The following is a 15,148-nucleotide window of genomic DNA, read 5'->3' as shown; positions in this document are numbered from 1 at the left end:
GCAACGGCGGCCTCGAGGCCGCCGTTTTCATTTGCCCCTTTTTCGCACGGCGCGGCCCGGCATCTCGGGTGCCGTCCGATTGCGCACCCAGCGGAATGCCGCTATAGTCTTCGGCATGACTGCATTTTCCCGCCTCTCCCTCCTCCTAGCCGGTGCGCCGCTACGCGCGCTAGCTTTGGCGCGCCTGCCGCGCTGACCGTTCTCGCCCTCCGTCAAGCCTCGTCTGTTGTTGAGCGTCGCCAGCGGTGGCGCGATCTCATTACGTTTGATTCCCGTATAAAGAGCCCTGGAGCCCCCCATGACAGACAAGCTGATCATTTTCGATACGACGTTGCGTGACGGTGAACAATCGCCCGGCGCGTCGATGACGAAGGAAGAGAAAATCCGCATCGCGAAGCATCTCGAGCGGATGAAGGTCGACGTGATCGAGGCCGGTTTCGCGGCCAGCTCGAACGGCGATTTCGACGCGATCCACACGATCGCCGGCCTGGTGAAGGACAGCACGATCTGCTCGCTGGCGCGCGCCAACGACAAGGACATCCAGCGTGCGGCCGACGCACTGAAGCCGGCCAACAGCTCGCGGATCCACACGTTCATCGCGACGTCGCCGCTGCACATGGAGAAGAAGCTGCGGATGACGCCGGACCAGGTGTTCGAGCAGGCGCGCCTCGCGGTGCGCTTCGCGCGCAAGTTCACCGACAACGTCGAATTCTCGCCGGAAGACGGCAGCCGTTCGGATCTCGACTTCCTGTGCCGTGTGCTGGAAGCCGTGATCGCCGAAGGCGCGACGACGATCAACATCGCCGACACGGTCGGCTATGGCGTGCCGGAACTCTACGGCAACCTCGTGAAGACGCTGCGCGAACGCATTCCGAACTCGGACAAGGCGATTTTTTCCGTGCACTGCCACAACGACCTCGGGATGGCGGTGGCGAACTCGCTCGCCGGTGTGAAGATCGGCGGTGCGCGGCAGATCGAGTGCACGATCAATGGTCTCGGCGAGCGCGCGGGCAACACGTCGCTCGAGGAAATCGTGATGGCCGTGAAGACCCGCAAGGATTACTTCGGCCTCGACGTCGGCATCGACACGACGCAGATCGTGCCGACGTCGAAGCTCGTGTCGCAGATCACCGGTTTCGTCGTGCAGCCGAACAAGGCCGTGGTCGGCGCAAACGCATTCGCGCACGCGTCGGGCATCCACCAGGACGGCGTGCTGAAGGCGCGCGACACCTACGAGATCATGCGCGCGGAAGACGTGGGCTGGACCGCGAACAAGATCGTGCTCGGCAAGCTGTCGGGCCGCAACGCGTTCAAGCAGCGTCTGCAGGAACTCGGCGTGTCGCTCGACAGCGAAGCCGAACTGAACGCCGCGTTCATGCGCTTCAAGGACCTCGCCGATCGCAAGGCCGAGATCTTCGACGAAGACATCATCGCGATCGTCTCCGAGGAATCGGCGCTTGCGCAGGAGCAGGAGCACTTCAAGTTCGTGTCGCTGTCGCAGCGTTCGGAGACGGGCGAGCAGCCGCAAGCGAAGATCGTCTTCGCGGTCGAAGGCAAGGAAGTGACCGGCGAGGCACGCGGCAACGGGCCGGTCGACGCGACGTTCAACGCGATCGAGGGCGAAGTCGGCAGCGGTTCCGAACTGCTGCTGTATTCGGTGAACGCGATCACGACCGGCACGCAGGCACAGGGTGAAGTGACCGTCCGGCTGTCGAAGAGCGGGCGGATCGTCAACGGCGTCGGCACCGATCCGGACATCGTCGCGGCGTCCGCGAAGGCGTACATCTCGGCGCTGAACAAGCTGCATTCGAAGGACGACAAGGTCAACCCGCAGCGCTCGTAAGCGAAGCGCTGCGCGTCGAGCGTCCGACGCACACGAAATGCCCCGTGCGGCCTTGCGCCGCCGGGGCGTTTTCTCATGCGCCGCTCATTCGGCCGCCGGTGCGCGGAACTGCCAGCGGCGCGCGGCCGGGCGGGGCGCCGGGCTGCGGCGGCGAAATTCGACTGCGATCCCGCGCCGCGGCGCATCGGCGACGAACGCGTCGAGCAGTTCCAGCACGTCGTGATCGATGTAGTCGGCGCGCGTCGCATCGATGATCACGGCCGCGCGGTCGGGAATGTGCCGCAGGTGATGCTTGACCTGCACCTTGCCGAGGAACGACACGTCCTTGCGGAACGACAGCAGGAAGTGGTCGTCGTGCTGCGCGAGCGTGACGGGGCTTTTCAGGTTCGCCACTGCGACTGCCAGCACGCTGCACGCGAGTCCGAGCGCGATGCCGAACAGCAGGTCGACCGCCAGCACGCCCGCGATTGTCGCAGCGAACGGCACGAACGCGGCCGGGCCCTGCTTCAGCACCGAGCGGAACAACGCCGGTTTCGCGAGCTTGAAGCCGGTGTGGATCAGGATCGCGGCGAGGCTCGCGAGCGGGATCAGGTTGATCAGCCCGGTGAGCGCGAACACGCTGGCAAGCAGCAGGATCCCGTGCACGATCGCCGACATCCGGCTTTGCGCACCCGCGTGCACGTTCACCGAACTGCGCACGATCACCGACGTGATCGGCAGTCCGCCGAACGCGCCCGCGACGAGATTGCCGACGCCCTGCGCCTTCAGTTCGCGGTCCGGCTGGGTCGGCCGGCGCTTCGGATCGATCTGTTCGACCGCCTCCAGGCTCAGCAGCGTCTCGAGGCTCGCGACAACCGCGAGCGTGATCGCGACGCGCCATACGTCCGGATTGACCAGTTGCGCGAAGTTCGGGCCGAACTCGGCGTGCTTGAGCGACGCCGCGAGTGCCGCGAACGATTCGAGCTCCGGCAGCGTGACGCGATGTGCGGCGCCCGGCGCGACCGACGGTGCAACGACGCCGAGCGCGAGCGTCGCGCCGATGCCGAACACGACGACCGCGAGCGGCGCGGGCACCGAGCGCACCCAGCCGAAGCGCTTGAGCGCCGGCTGGTCCCACGCGATGAGCATGACGAGCGACACGAGTGCGATGGCCGTCGCGGCCCAGGCGGTCGGCAGGTTCGGCCATGACGCAAACGATTGCGCGGCCGGCCCGCCGATGCCGAATGCGAACGGAATCTGCTTGACGATCAGCAGCAGGCCGATCGCGGCGAGCATGCCCTTGATGACGGGCGACGGCACGTAAGCGGCGAAGCGGCCGGCGCGGAGCATGCCGAAGCCGAACTGGAGCACGCCGGACAGCAGCACCGCGAGCAGGAATGCGGAAAAGCTGCCGAGTTGCGCGATCCCTTCGACGACGATCACGACGAGGCCGGCGGCCGGTCCGCTGACCGACAGCGACGAGCCGCTCAGCAGCGCGACGACGATGCCGCCGACGATGCCGGACACGAGCCCGGCGAACGGCTCGACGCCGGATGCATTGGCGATGCCGAGACACAACGGCAGCGCGACGAGGAAAACGACGATGCCGGCGACGATGTCGCGCGGCAGCGTGGAGAGATGCTCGTTCAGTTTCATGGTTGGCGCGATTTCATTGGCGTAAGAGGGGCGGATCAGCCGAGTGCGGCGGCCGTGGCGGCATGCTCCGGCTCGACTTCGACCGGGGCTGCCGTGTAGCCGGAGTCGAGTTCCTTCAGGCGGCCGTCGGCGAGCGAAAAGATCCAGCCGTGCACGAGCGGCGGCCGCTGCCGGCCGCGCACGATCGGCGACGCACGAAGCAGCCGCACCTGTTCGAGCACGTTGAGTTCGGCCAGGCGGTCGGCGGCCGCCGTGTCGTCGAGCCCGGCGAGCGCGTCGCGATGGCGCCGCGCAAGCGCGCACAGCGGCGCGATGCGGCGTGCAACGTGCGGCAGGTCGGCGGGCGGCGGCAGCAGCGACGCGCGCACGCCGCCGCATCCGTAATGGCCGCACACGATCACGTGATCGACTTCGAGCACGCGCACGGCGTACTCGAGCACGCTCGCCGAATTGTCGTCGTCGGGATGGAACAGGTTCGCGATGTTGCGATGGACGAACAGCTCGCCGGGCGCGCAGTGCGTGATGGTTTCGGCTGGCACCCGGCTGTCGGCGCAGCCGATCCACAGCACGCGCGGGTTCTGGCCGCGGGCAAGTGCCTCGAAGAAGCCGGGCGTGTGTTCGTGCGTCTCGCGGGCCCAGGCGATGTTGGCAACCAGCATGCTCTTGGGGCGATTCATGAGGACTCCTTTCTGATAGGGGCAAACAGATACCGGACGAAGTGGAGCAATATGATGCTTTCTAAATTGAAAGGTTCAATTTCGTCCGATATTAGGGGTATGCCCTAACGTCTGGTGCCATTGATACAAATTGTTTCAACTGGATCTGACCAGGTGCATCGAATGCACCAATAGAACGCACGATATGTATCGTGCATGCCTTTTCCCGCTGGCGCCCATGTGGCAAGGGGTTCCGCATGATGCTGCCGGTGCGGCGCGAATCGGAAAGGATTGCCGCATCGAATGGGAAGTTAATCGAATATGACGGAAAAAATGAAAATGGCCATTCGCGCAATAATTCGTGAATGGCCATTGTGAAAATTGCGTATGAACGCGCAATCGATCCGATCAGAACAGGTTTCGGCGGTCTGGGTCGTGCAGCGGGTCCGGCGTTTTCTGTGTGGTGCGCAGGATGCCCTGCTGGTCGAAGTAGAAGCTGTACATCATGTACCAGACGTTGTCTTCGAGATAGCGGTAAGTCCACACTTCGCGCTTCATCAGCGGAAAGTAGGACGTCTCGACCGGGCGGCCGAAATTGACCAGCACGTCGGTCTTGGTCCACTTGCCGATCTCGGCGCGATAGAACTCGCTCGGCTGCAGCACCTGGCGGACATTGACGATCCGGTGGGCCGCGTCGACGTCGGCGGCAATGGTGATTTCGCCCATCGGTTGGGTCGGCCACATCAGGCGCTTGCCGCCGCCGGGCAGATCGTAGATCTCGCGCGGCGGGCCCATGCGCGCGACGATCGCCGACTCGTCCTGGCCGGCCTGGTATTGCTGCCACGGTTGTGCACAACCGGCAAGCAGCGCCGCCGCGCAGGCGACCAGCACCGGCAGGCGCACGGGAATGCGAATGCGCATGTGTTTCTCCAGAGCTCTCTAACCGCGCAGTTGTATCACGGACGGCACGCGCCTGTGCATCGTGCCGAAAAAATCGGTGCGGATCGCGGGCTGCGGCCGTCGACGTGTCGCGGTGCGCCGCGCTTGCGGGTGGCGGCGCTCGCGGCCTATGATCCGCGCTTCTCGGACAGATTGAAGGGCGAGGAGTCGATGCAGCTGTGGAAACGGTGTGCGCTCGCATTGAGCGCGGGGTGGATGCTTGCGTCGTCCGCGTTGGCGGCGGGCGAGCCGGTGCGGATCGCGCTGATCGAAGGCATGTCGGGCCCGTTCGCGAACGCGGGCGCGGCGGTCGAGCGCAACCTGCGCTTCGGCGTCGAACAGGTCAATGCGGCCGGCGGCGTGAAACTGCGCGACGGCGCGCATCCGCTCGAACTCGTCGTGCTCGACAGCAAGGGCAGCCCGGAGGAGGCGCTCGTGCAGTTGCGCGCGGCGGCGGACCGGCACATCGGCTTCGTCGCGCAGGGCAACAGCTCGGCGGTCGCGGCCGCGCTCGTGGCGGCGCTCGACAAGCTGAACACGCGCAATCCGGACAACCGGATGCTGTTCCTGAACTATTCGGCCGACGATCCGGCGCTCACAGGTGCGCGTTGCAGCTTCTGGCACTTCCGCTTCGATGCGCACGCGGGAATGCGGATGGCCGCGCTGGCGGATGTCATGGCACGCGACCGCACGCTGCGCAAGGTCTACCTGCTGAACCAGGACTACAGCTTCGGTCACGACGTCAGCGCGCTGGCGCGGCAGGCGCTGGCCGAGCGGCGCCCCGACGTGACGATCGCCGGCGACGAATTCCATCCGATCGGGCGCATCAAGGATTTCTCGCCTTATATCGCGAAGATCCGGGCGAGCGGTGCGGACGCCGTCGTGACCGGCAACTGGGGCAACGATCTCACGCTGCTGGTGAAGGCGGCGCGCGAGCAAGGGCTGAACGCGAAGTTCTATACCTTCTACGGCAACAGCCTCGGCGCGCCCGCCGCGCTCGGCGATGCGGGCGTCGGGCGGGTGGTGGCCGTCGCGGACTGGCATCCGAACGCAGGAGGCGCGAAGTCGGACGCATTCTACCGCGCGTTCCGGACCCGTTTCCCCGCGGCGCAAGACGACTACCCGGTGCGGCGCATGAGCCTGATGATCGAAATGCTCGCGGCGGCAATGACGCGGGCCGGCTCGGCCGATCCTGTCGCGGTGGCCCGTGCGCTCGAGGGGCTGTCGTTCGACGACGGCTTCCACGCGTCGACGATGCGCGCGCAGGATCATCAGTTGATCCAGCCCCTTTATGTCATGGAAATGGACAAGGCCGGCGCGCCGGGCGTGCGCTTCGACAACGAGGGCTCGGGATATGGCTTCCGGACGGTCCTCGCGGTGCCCGCGCAGCGTGCGCAGACGCCGTCGACCTGTTCGATGACGCGCCCGTGACTGGGGGCGGTAGGAACGGCGTGCAGTTGTGCTACAATGCCCGCCGGTTGTAAGTCACGGCACGGCCATTCTTCCGTGTCCGCCTGTTCAGTTAGCAAGTAGGAATCAAAGGAAATCACATGTCTGTTGCAGATATCAAGAAGTCGGAAGTCGTTGCTCAGTTCGCCCGCGGTACCAACGACACGGGCTCGCCCGAAGTCCAGGTCGCACTGCTGACCGCACGTATCGTCGAACTGACGGGTCACTTCAAGACCCACGCGAAGGACCACCACAGCCGCCGCGGCCTGCTGCGCATGGTGAGCCGCCGCCGCAAGCTGCTCGACTACCTCAAGGGCAAGGATGCCGACCGTTACCGCGCGCTGATCGAGAAGCTGGGTCTGCGTAAGTAATCGAGGCGATTGCCGCCAGCAAGATGCCTGTGTCAGTCCGCTGATGCAGGCATTTTGTTTTTGCGCGGTGCGTAGCGTCACGCGCACCGCGGGTAGTCCGGCACGTGAGTGCCGGCTGCCGGAACGGCTGATACCGGGGTCGGGATTTGTGTCATTCCAGCGAGGCGCTCGTCGAGCGGCGCGCTGGAATGGCATAAAAAACACACCTTGCTCCGGGTGATTCGGTCGGGACGCCGCCGCACGGGATGGCCCGCGCGGCGAATGAAATGAATGAATACAAAGGAGCAACCATGTCCATGTTCAACAAGGTCGTGAAGGAATTCCAGTGGGGCCAGCACAAGGTGCGCCTCGAAACCGGTGAAGTCGCTCGCCAGGCGAGCGGTGCCGTGATCGTCGACGTGGAAGACACCGTCGTGCTGGCAACCGTCGTCGGCGCGAAGTCGGCGAAGCCGGGCCAGGATTTCTTCCCGCTGACCGTCGACTACCTCGAAAAGACCTACTCGGCCGGCAAGATCCCGGGCGGTTTCTTCCGTCGCGAAGGCCGTCCGTCGGAACACGAGACGCTGACGTCGCGCCTGATCGACCGTCCGCTGCGCCCGCTGTTCCCGGAAGGCTTCTACAACGAAGTCCAGGTCGTGGTCCACGTGCTGTCCGTGAACCCGGAAATTCCGGCGGACATCCCTGCGCTGATCGGCGCATCGGCCGCGCTTGCCGTGTCGGGCCTGCCGTTCAACGGTCCGGTCGGCGCCGCGCGCGTTGCGTACATCGACAACGCATACGTGCTGAACCCGACGCGTGAGCAGCTCAAGGCATCGAGCCTCGACCTCGTCGTCGCCGGCACGGAGCGTGCGGTGTTGATGGTCGAGTCGGAAGCCGACCAGCTGCCGGAAGACGTGATGCTGGGCGCGGTCGTGTTCGGCCACGAGCAGATGCAGGTGGCGATCGATGCGATCCACGAACTCGTGCGCGACGGCGGCAAGCCCGAATGGGACTGGCAGCCGGCACCGAAGAACGAGGCGCTGATCGCGCGCGTGACGGAACTGGCGCACGGCGACCTGCTCGCCGCTTACCAGCTGCGCGACAAGCAAGCGCGTTCGACGAAGCTGAAGGAAGTCTACGCGGCGACCTCGGCGAAGCTCGAGGAAGAAGCGCTGGCGGCCGGCACGGTCGCGGCCGACAAGGCTACGGTCGGCAACATCCTGTTCGACATCGAAGCGAAGATCGTGCGTTCGCAGATCCTGAACGGCGAGCCGCGCATCGACGGTCGCGACACGCGCACCGTGCGCCCGATCGAGATCCGCACCGGCGTGCTGCCGCGCACCCACGGCTCGGCGCTGTTCACGCGCGGCGAAACGCAGGCGCTCGTCGTGGCGACGCTCGGCACGAAGGGTGACGAGCAGATCATCGACGCGCTCGAAGGCGAATACCGCGAGCGCTTCATGCTCCACTACAACATGCCCCCGTTCGCAACCGGCGAAACGGGTCGCGTCGGCTCGCCGAAGCGCCGTGAAATCGGTCACGGCCGTCTCGCGAAGCGCGCACTGGTCAAGTGCCTGCCGAGCGCCGAGGAATTCGGCTACTCGATCCGTGTCGTGTCGGAAATCACCGAGTCGAACGGTTCGTCGTCGATGGCGTCGGTGTGCGGCGGCTGCCTCGCGCTCATGGATGCAGGCGTGCCGATGAAGGCGCACGTCGCGGGTATCGCGATGGGCCTGATCCTCGAAGGCAACAAGTTCGCGGTGCTGACCGACATCCTCGGCGACGAGGATCACCTCGGCGACATGGACTTCAAGGTGGCCGGCACCGAGCACGGCGTGACGGCGCTGCAGATGGACATCAAGATCCAGGGCATCACGAAGGAAATCATGCAGGTCGCGCTCGCGCAGGCGAAGGAAGGCCGCATGCACATCCTCGGCAAGATGACGTCGGCGGTCTCTGGCGCGAACACGCAACTGTCGGAATTCGCACCGCGCATGATCACGATCAAGATCAACCCGGAAAAGATCCGCGACGTGATCGGCAAGGGCGGTTCGGTGATCCGCGCGCTGACCGAGGAAACCGGCACGACCATCGACATCTCGGACGACGGCGTCGTGACGATCGCGAGCACGAGCAGCGAAGGCATGGCCGAGGCGAAGAAGCGCATCGAGAACATCACGGCCGAGATCGAAGTCGGCCAGGTGTACGAAGGCACGGTGCTCAAGCTGCTCGACTTCGGCGCGATCGTGAACCTGCTGCCGGGCAAGGACGGCCTGCTGCACATCTCGGAAATCGTCAACGAACGCGTGAAGGACATCAACGACTACCTGAAGGAAGGCCAGCAGGTTAAGGTCAAGGTGATCCAGACGGACGAGAAGGGTCGCGTGCGTCTGTCGGCGAAGGCGCTGCTGAACGAAGCAGCGGCAGCGTCGCAGGCGGATACGCCGCCGCAGCAGTAAGCGGACAGGCGTGAGAACGGCCGGCAGTGCGAAAGCGTGCCGGCCGTTTTTTCTGTAGCATCGTTGTGCGGCGCAGCAGCGCCTGCGAGGCGCCCGTGCCGCGCGCGGGTGCGCCATCCGACCGATCCTGGAGCGACCACCATGAAAGCCATCGAAATCACCGAATTCGGCGCCCCCGACGTGCTGAAGCTCGCGGAGCGTCCACGCCCCGAACCGAAGCGCGGCGAAGTGCTGATCAAGGTGGCGGCTTCCGGCGTGAACCGGCCGGACGTGTTTCAGCGCAAGGGCGCGTATGCGCCGCCGCCCGGCGCATCGGATCTGCCTGGCCTCGAGGTCGCGGGCGAGATCGTCGGCGGCGACCTGTCCGATGCGACGCTGAACCCGTTCGGCCTGAAGCTGGGCGATCGCGTCTGCGCGCTGCTCGCGGGCGGCGGCTACGCCGAATATGCGGTCGCGCCGCTGCCGCAATGCCTGCCGGTGCCCGACGGGCTGACCGACATCGAGGCCGCATCGCTGCCCGAAACCTTCTTCACGGTGTGGAGCAACGTGTTCGACCGTGCGTTGCTCGGCGCGGGCGAGGGCGGCGAGCAGGAAACGCTGCTCGTGCAGGGCGGCTCGAGCGGAATCGGCGTGACGGCGATCCAGATCGCGCACGCGCTCGGCTTTCGCGTGTTCGCGACGGCCGGGAATGCCGACAAATGCCGCGCATGCGAGGCGCTCGGTGCAGAGCGTGCGATCAACTACAAGACCGAGGACTTCGTCGAGGTCGTCAAGTCGCTGACGCACGATCGCGGCGTCGACGTGATCCTCGACATGGTCGCGGGCTCGTACGTGCCGCGCGAGCTGTCCGCGCTCGCGGATGGCGGCCGCCTCGTGCTGATCGCGCTGCTCGGCGGTGCGAAGGCCGAGGTCAACCTCAACGAGATCCTGCGCCGCCGGCTGACGGTGACGGGCTCGACGCTGCGCCCGCGCCCGGTGGAATTCAAGGCGCGCATCGCCGCGCAGCTGAAGGCACGCGTCTGGCCGCTGCTCGCGGACGGCCGCATCCGGCCGGTGATCTACCGCGTGCTGCCGGCCGGCGACGCCGCGCAGGCGCATGCGCTGATGGAGAGCGGCGAGCACATCGGCAAGATCGTGCTGGATTGGGGCGCGAACACGTGATGGCCCGGGGCGGCGGGCTTGACATGCGCGGTTTGACCGGTTCAAGCCGTGCGCAGTAAAATCGCGGGTTTGCTTCGCCAGATCCAACCTGACGGGCCGAATTCCGGCGCGTCAATGACAAGATAGTGACGAGACAGACACGATGTCGAAACAACGAACGAAGCGAGTGATCGGCAACTGGAAGATGCACGGCCGGCTGGCCGGCAACCAGGCATTGCTGAACGAAGTGGTGCAGGGCGCGGGCGCGGTGCCGGCCGAAACGTCGGTCGGCGTATGCGTGCCGTTCCCGTACCTCGCGCAGGTTCAGGCGCAACTCGGCGGCGGCCGTATCGCGTTCGGCGCGCAAGATGTATCCGCGCACGAGCAGGGCGCGTTCACCGGTGAAGTGGCGGCCGCGATGGTGGCGGAGTTCGGCGCGCAGTATGCGATCGTCGGTCACTCGGAGCGTCGCGCGTATCACGGCGAGCGCAACGAAACCGTCGCCGCGAAGGCGCAGCGCGCGCTCGCGGCGGGCCTCACGCCCGTCGTGTGCGTCGGCGAAACGCTCGACGAGCGCGAAGCGGGCGCGACCGAGCAGGTCGTCGGGGCGCAGCTCGATGCCGTGCTGGCCGTGCTGACGGCCGACGAGGCAGCGCGGATCGTCGTCGCGTACGAGCCGGTCTGGGCGATCGGCACGGGCAAGAGCGCGACGTCGGCGCAGGCGCAGGACGTACACGCATTCCTGCGTGCGCGTCTCGCGGCGAAGGGTGCGGCGGACGTGTCGGTGCTGTACGGCGGCAGCGTGAAGCCGGACAACGCGGAAGAGCTGTTCGCGCAGCCGGATATCGACGGCGGCCTGATCGGCGGCGCGTCGCTGAAGGCGGAAGATTTCCTGGCGATCTGCCGGGCCGCGCGTTAAGCGGTCCGGGATCGAATTGAAGAACCATGATGGCGGCCGGTCGATCCGGTTGCCTGATCCAATCGGGTGGGTGTGATGCTGTTATTCAAGACGCTGATTATTGTCGTGCAGGTGCTGTCTGCACTCGGTGTGATCGGACTCGTGCTGCTGCAGCATGGCAAGGGTGCCGACATGGGTGCCGCATTCGGCAGCGGTGCGTCGGGCAGCCTGTTCGGCGCAACGGGCTCCGCGAACTTCCTGTCGCGCACGACGGGCATCCTCGCGACGATCTTCTTCGTCGCGACGCTCGCGCTGACGTACCTCGGATCGTACAAGTCGACGCCGTCGGCAGGCGTGCTCGGCGCGGTCGCTACGGCGCCGGCGTCGGCACCTGCGGCTTCGGCGCCGGCCGTGGCGGCATCTGCTGCCGCGGGCTCGGCAGCGAGCGCGCCGGGCCAGGACGTCCCGAAATAAAAAGTTCGTTTTTTTGCGTTTGTGCGTTGAACAAATCTGAAACTCGGGTTAGAATTTAATTCTTGAAGCGATTCGCGGGAACAAGCAGCACAACCCGAGTTGCATGCAGTGCCGACGTGGTGAAATTGGTAGACACGCTATCTTGAGGGGGTAGTGGCGAAAGCTGTGCGAGTTCGAGTCTCGCCGTCGGCACCAAAGTTACTCAATGCCAGCCGCTTCTAGTGGCTGGCATTTTTCATTTGTGGGGTGTGCCTTGCGATTGTCTTGTGATCGCATGCACTCCGAAATGATTCCTTCCGCCGGAAGTGGTATTCTCCGGACGCTCAGAACCAACCGATAGAGGATTGCCTTGAACCTCGCAGCCTATTACCCCGTCTTGTTGTTCCTCCTCGTGGGCACTGGTTTAGGTATAGCGCTGGTCAGCATCGGCAAGCTCCTTGGTCCCAACAAGCCGGACGTCGACAAGAACGCACCGTACGAGTGCGGCTTCGAAGCATTTGAAGACGCCCGGATGAAATTCGACGTCCGGTACTATCTCGTCGCCATCCTGTTCATCATCTTCGATCTCGAAACCGCATTCCTGTTTCCGTGGGGCGTCGCGCTCCGGGACATCGGCTGGCCGGGTTTCATCGCAATGATGATTTTTCTGCTCGAATTCCTGCTGGGCTTTGCCTATATCTGGAAGAAAGGCGGCCTCGACTGGGAGTGATGGGTTAATCGCCGGTTTGCATGGGCGGCCACGCTGGGCCGCTCGTCTGGAGTGGAAAGCAAATGAGTATCGAAGGGGTCTTGAAGGAAGGGTTTGTCACCACGACGGCTGACAAGCTGATCAACTGGACGCGTACCGGCTCGCTGTGGCCGATGACGTTCGGGCTCGCGTGTTGCGCCGTCGAGATGATGCATGCGGGCGCGGCCCGTTATGACCTGGACCGGTTCGGGGTCGTGTTCCGTCCGAGTCCGCGTCAGTCGGACGTGATGATCGTCGCCGGCACGCTGTGCAACAAGATGGCGCCCGCGCTGCGCCGCGTGTACGACCAGATGGCCGAGCCGCGCTGGGTGATCTCGATGGGGTCGTGCGCGAACGGTGGCGGGTACTACCACTACTCGTACTCGGTGGTCCGCGGTTGCGACCGGATCGTGCCGGTCGACGTCTACGTGCCGGGCTGTCCGCCCACGGCCGAGGCGCTGGTCTACGGCGTGATCCAGCTTCAGGCGAAGATCCGCCGCACCAACACCATCGCCCGTCAATAAAGCCCCGAGCGTCCCCTCAATATGGCAAGCAAAATCGAGACCCTCAAGGCAAACCTCGAAGCCGCGCTCGGCGCGCGCGTGGTGAGCCTCACCGAAGCGATCGGTGAACTGACGCTCGTCGTGAAGGCGAGTGATTACCTCGAAGTCGCAAAGATGCTGCGCGACGATCCGAAGTTCCGTTTCGAGCAGCTGATCGACCTCTGCGGCGTCGACTACCAGACCTACGGCGACGGCGCCTACGACGGTCCGCGTTTCGCGGCCGTGTCGCAGCTGCTGTCGGTCACGAACAACTGGCGCCTGCGCCTGCGCGTATTCGCGCCGGACGACGATCTGCCGATCGTCGCATCGCTCGTCGACATCTGGACCTCCGCGAACTGGTACGAGCGCGAAGCGTTCGACCTGTACGGCCTCGTGTTCGAGGGTCACCCCGATCTGCGCCGCATTCTCACCGACTACGGCTTCATCGGCCATCCGTTCCGCAAGGACTTCCCGGTGTCGGGCTATGTCGAAATGCGTTACGACCCGGAAGAAAAGCGGGTCGTCTACCAGCCGGTGACGATCGAGCCGCGCGAAATCACGCCGCGCGTGATCCGCGAGGATCGCTATGGCGGTCTGAAACATTAAGGGGGCGTCATGGCAGAAATCAAGAACTACACCCTCAACTTCGGTCCGCAGCACCCGGCAGCGCACGGCGTGCTGCGCCTCGTGCTCGAGCTCGACGGCGAAGTCATCCAGCGCGCCGATCCGCACATCGGCCTGCTGCACCGCGCGACTGAAAAGCTCGCGGAAAACAAGACCTTCATCCAGTCCGTGCCGTACATGGACCGTCTCGACTACGTGTCGATGATGGTCAACGAGCACGGCTACGTGCTCGCGATCGAGCGTCTGCTCGGCATCGACGTGCCGGAGCGCGCGCAGTACATCCGCGTGCTGTTCGACGAGATCACGCGCGTGCTGAACCACCTGATGTGGATCGGCGCGCACGCGCTCGACGTCGGCGCGATGGCCGTGTTCCTGTACGCATTCCGCGAGCGCGAAGACCTGATGGACGTGTACGAAGCGGTGTCCGGCGCCCGGATGCACGCGGCGTACTACCGCCCGGGCGGCGTCTACCGCGATCTGCCTGACGCAATGCCGCAATACAAGGCGTCGAAGATTCGCAACGAGAAGGCGCTCGCGAAGATGAACGAAGCGCGCAGCGGCTCGGTGCTCGACTTCATCGACGACTTCTTCACGCGTTTCCCGAAGTGCATCGACGAGTACGAAACGCTGCTGACCGACAACCGGATCTGGAAGCAGCGTCTGGTCGGGATCGGCGTCGTCAGCCCGGAACGCGCGCTGCAGATGGGCCTGACGGGCCCGATGCTGCGCGGCTCGGGTATCGCGTGGGACCTGCGCAAGAAGCAGCCGTACGAAGTGTACGACCGCATGGATTTCGACGTGCCGGTCGGCGTGAACGGCGATTGCTACGACCGCTATCTGGTGCGCGTCGAAGAAATGCGCCAGTCCGTCCGCATCGCGAAACAGTGTATTGAGTGGCTCCGCAAGAATCCGGGCCCGGTGATGACCGACAATCACAAGGTTGCGCCGCCGTCGCGCGTCGGCATGAAGACCAACATGGAAGACTTGATTCACCACTTCAAGCTCTTCACCGAAGGTTTTCACGTGCCGGAAGGCGAAGCGTACGCGGCGGTCGAGCATCCGAAGGGTGAATTCGGCATCTACCTCGTGTCGGATGGTGCCAACAAGCCGTATCGCCTCAAGATCCGCGCACCGGGCTTCGCGCACCTCGCGTCGCTCGACGAAATGGCGCGCGGCCACATGATTGCCGACGCCGTCACGATCATCGGTACGCAGGACATCGTGTTCGGCGAAATCGATCGCTAATGGTTGCGCCGCCCGCGCGAGCGGGCGGCGAGCAGTAAGTCACACGCGATGCGCGCTGAACCGGCGCGGCTTCGCAAGCTGTCAACAGTGAGCGCCAGGTCTGCCGTCCTTGCACAGCAGTGCGGCAGGTTGTTCGTTCGGTAGGAATTGAAAGAGTCGTGTCTGAA

14 protein-coding genes and 1 tRNA gene are annotated in these 15,148 nt (G+C 65.0%); 12 read left to right on the top strand and 3 right to left on the bottom strand.

What is annotated here, in order from left to right; all coding sequences use genetic code 11:
* Window positions 1-298 precede the first annotated feature (298 nt).
* The gene (locus WS51_RS21695; protein ID WP_059448726.1) at window positions 299-1,843 is read left to right on the top strand and encodes a 2-isopropylmalate synthase; all 1,545 of its coding nucleotides are present in this window, start codon (window positions 299-301) and stop codon (window positions 1,841-1,843) included.
* A gap of 84 nt (window positions 1,844-1,927) precedes the next feature.
* Here the strand turns inward: WS51_RS21695 and WS51_RS21690 are convergent, their stop codons facing one another.
* The 3 genes from WS51_RS21690 to WS51_RS21680 form a co-directional block, all read right to left on the bottom strand.
* On the bottom strand, window positions 1,928-3,478 hold the full coding sequence (locus tag WS51_RS21690; RefSeq protein WP_059502618.1) for a SulP family inorganic anion transporter: 1,551 nt from the start codon (window positions 3,476-3,478) through the stop codon (window positions 1,928-1,930).
* A gap of 35 nt (window positions 3,479-3,513) precedes the next feature.
* Entirely contained in the window at window positions 3,514-4,155 is a 642-nt protein-coding gene (locus WS51_RS33215) for a carbonic anhydrase (protein ID WP_059502616.1), read from the bottom strand.
* 387 nt (window positions 4,156-4,542) lie between these two features.
* Window positions 4,543-5,055, bottom strand: coding sequence for a hypothetical protein (locus WS51_RS21680; protein ID WP_059448729.1), 513 nt, complete (start codon window positions 5,053-5,055; stop codon window positions 4,543-4,545).
* A gap of 189 nt (window positions 5,056-5,244) precedes the next feature.
* Between WS51_RS21680 and WS51_RS21675 the strand changes: the two genes are divergently transcribed.
* The 11 genes from WS51_RS21675 to WS51_RS21625 all read left to right on the top strand — a co-directional run bounded on the left by WS51_RS21675 (window position 5,245) and on the right by WS51_RS21625 (window position 14,981).
* The gene (locus WS51_RS21675; protein ID WP_060330434.1) at window positions 5,245-6,504 is read left to right on the top strand and encodes a branched-chain amino acid ABC transporter substrate-binding protein; all 1,260 of its coding nucleotides are present in this window, start codon (window positions 5,245-5,247) and stop codon (window positions 6,502-6,504) included.
* A gap of 119 nt (window positions 6,505-6,623) precedes the next feature.
* Complete coding sequence (rpsO, locus tag WS51_RS21670; protein WP_006398792.1) at window positions 6,624-6,893, top strand: 30S ribosomal protein S15; 270 nt, start codon at window positions 6,624-6,626, stop codon at window positions 6,891-6,893.
* Window positions 6,894-7,183: 290 nt separating this feature from the next.
* Window positions 7,184-9,331 (top strand): polyribonucleotide nucleotidyltransferase, encoded by a 2,148-nt coding sequence (pnp, locus tag WS51_RS21665; protein WP_059448730.1) that lies wholly within the window; start codon window positions 7,184-7,186, stop codon window positions 9,329-9,331.
* Window positions 9,332-9,472: 141 nt separating this feature from the next.
* Window positions 9,473-10,492, top strand: a complete 1,020-nt coding sequence (locus tag WS51_RS21660) for an NAD(P)H-quinone oxidoreductase (protein ID WP_059770861.1) — start codon at window positions 9,473-9,475, stop codon at window positions 10,490-10,492.
* 142 nt (window positions 10,493-10,634) lie between these two features.
* Window positions 10,635-11,390 carry a triose-phosphate isomerase gene (gene tpiA, locus WS51_RS21655; protein WP_059448014.1) on the top strand — a complete coding sequence of 252 codons (756 nt, stop codon included), beginning with the start codon at window positions 10,635-10,637 and terminating at the stop codon, window positions 11,388-11,390.
* A 75-nt stretch (window positions 11,391-11,465) separates the two neighbouring features.
* The gene (gene secG, locus WS51_RS21650) at window positions 11,466-11,843 is read left to right on the top strand and encodes a preprotein translocase subunit SecG (protein ID WP_031401913.1); all 378 of its coding nucleotides are present in this window, start codon (window positions 11,466-11,468) and stop codon (window positions 11,841-11,843) included.
* A 110-nt stretch (window positions 11,844-11,953) separates the two neighbouring features.
* Window positions 11,954-12,038, top strand: a tRNA-Leu gene (locus tag WS51_RS21645).
* A gap of 154 nt (window positions 12,039-12,192) precedes the next feature.
* Window positions 12,193-12,552 (top strand): NADH-quinone oxidoreductase subunit A, encoded by a 360-nt coding sequence (locus WS51_RS21640; protein WP_059448012.1) that lies wholly within the window; start codon window positions 12,193-12,195, stop codon window positions 12,550-12,552.
* A 62-nt stretch (window positions 12,553-12,614) separates the two neighbouring features.
* On the top strand, window positions 12,615-13,094 hold the full coding sequence (locus WS51_RS21635) for a NuoB/complex I 20 kDa subunit family protein (protein ID WP_006398799.1): 480 nt from the start codon (window positions 12,615-12,617) through the stop codon (window positions 13,092-13,094).
* A gap of 21 nt (window positions 13,095-13,115) precedes the next feature.
* On the top strand, window positions 13,116-13,718 hold the full coding sequence (locus tag WS51_RS21630; RefSeq protein ID WP_069229764.1) for an NADH-quinone oxidoreductase subunit C: 603 nt from the start codon (window positions 13,116-13,118) through the stop codon (window positions 13,716-13,718).
* Between the two features lie 9 nt (window positions 13,719-13,727).
* Window positions 13,728-14,981 carry an NADH-quinone oxidoreductase subunit D gene (locus WS51_RS21625; protein WP_059448010.1) on the top strand — a complete coding sequence of 418 codons (1,254 nt, stop codon included), beginning with the start codon at window positions 13,728-13,730 and terminating at the stop codon, window positions 14,979-14,981.
* Window positions 14,982-15,148 lie beyond the last annotated feature (167 nt).

It is taken from the genome of Burkholderia territorii, assembly GCF_001718335.1.
Lineage (GTDB): Bacteria > Pseudomonadota > Gammaproteobacteria > Burkholderiales > Burkholderiaceae > Burkholderia > Burkholderia territorii.
Note: the sequence above shows the minus strand (reverse complement) of the source record. Positions and strands in the feature narration are given on the sequence as shown.

What these genes read in the sequence shown, in the direction of transcription:
- WS51_RS21695 (WP_059448726.1), top strand. Translation starts at nt 299, where the DNA reads ATGACAGACAAGCTGATCATTTTCGATACGACGTTGCGTGACGGTGAA.
- WS51_RS21690 (WP_059502618.1), bottom strand. Translation starts at nt 3,478, where the DNA reads ATGAAACTGAACGAGCATCTCTCCACGCTGCCGCGCGACATCGTCGCC.
- WS51_RS33215 (WP_059502616.1), bottom strand. Translation starts at nt 4,155, where the DNA reads ATGAATCGCCCCAAGAGCATGCTGGTTGCCAACATCGCCTGGGCCCGC.
- WS51_RS21680 (WP_059448729.1), bottom strand. Translation starts at nt 5,055, where the DNA reads ATGCGCATTCGCATTCCCGTGCGCCTGCCGGTGCTGGTCGCCTGCGCG.
- WS51_RS21675 (WP_060330434.1), top strand. Translation starts at nt 5,245, where the DNA reads ATGCAGCTGTGGAAACGGTGTGCGCTCGCATTGAGCGCGGGGTGGATG.
- rpsO (WP_006398792.1), top strand. Translation starts at nt 6,624, where the DNA reads ATGTCTGTTGCAGATATCAAGAAGTCGGAAGTCGTTGCTCAGTTCGCC.
- pnp (WP_059448730.1), top strand. Translation starts at nt 7,184, where the DNA reads ATGTCCATGTTCAACAAGGTCGTGAAGGAATTCCAGTGGGGCCAGCAC.
- WS51_RS21660 (WP_059770861.1), top strand. Translation starts at nt 9,473, where the DNA reads ATGAAAGCCATCGAAATCACCGAATTCGGCGCCCCCGACGTGCTGAAG.
- tpiA (WP_059448014.1), top strand. Translation starts at nt 10,635, where the DNA reads ATGTCGAAACAACGAACGAAGCGAGTGATCGGCAACTGGAAGATGCAC.
- secG (WP_031401913.1), top strand. Translation starts at nt 11,466, where the DNA reads ATGCTGTTATTCAAGACGCTGATTATTGTCGTGCAGGTGCTGTCTGCA.
- WS51_RS21635 (WP_006398799.1), top strand. Translation starts at nt 12,615, where the DNA reads ATGAGTATCGAAGGGGTCTTGAAGGAAGGGTTTGTCACCACGACGGCT.
- WS51_RS21630 (WP_069229764.1), top strand. Translation starts at nt 13,116, where the DNA reads ATGGCAAGCAAAATCGAGACCCTCAAGGCAAACCTCGAAGCCGCGCTC.
- WS51_RS21625 (WP_059448010.1), top strand. Translation starts at nt 13,728, where the DNA reads ATGGCAGAAATCAAGAACTACACCCTCAACTTCGGTCCGCAGCACCCG.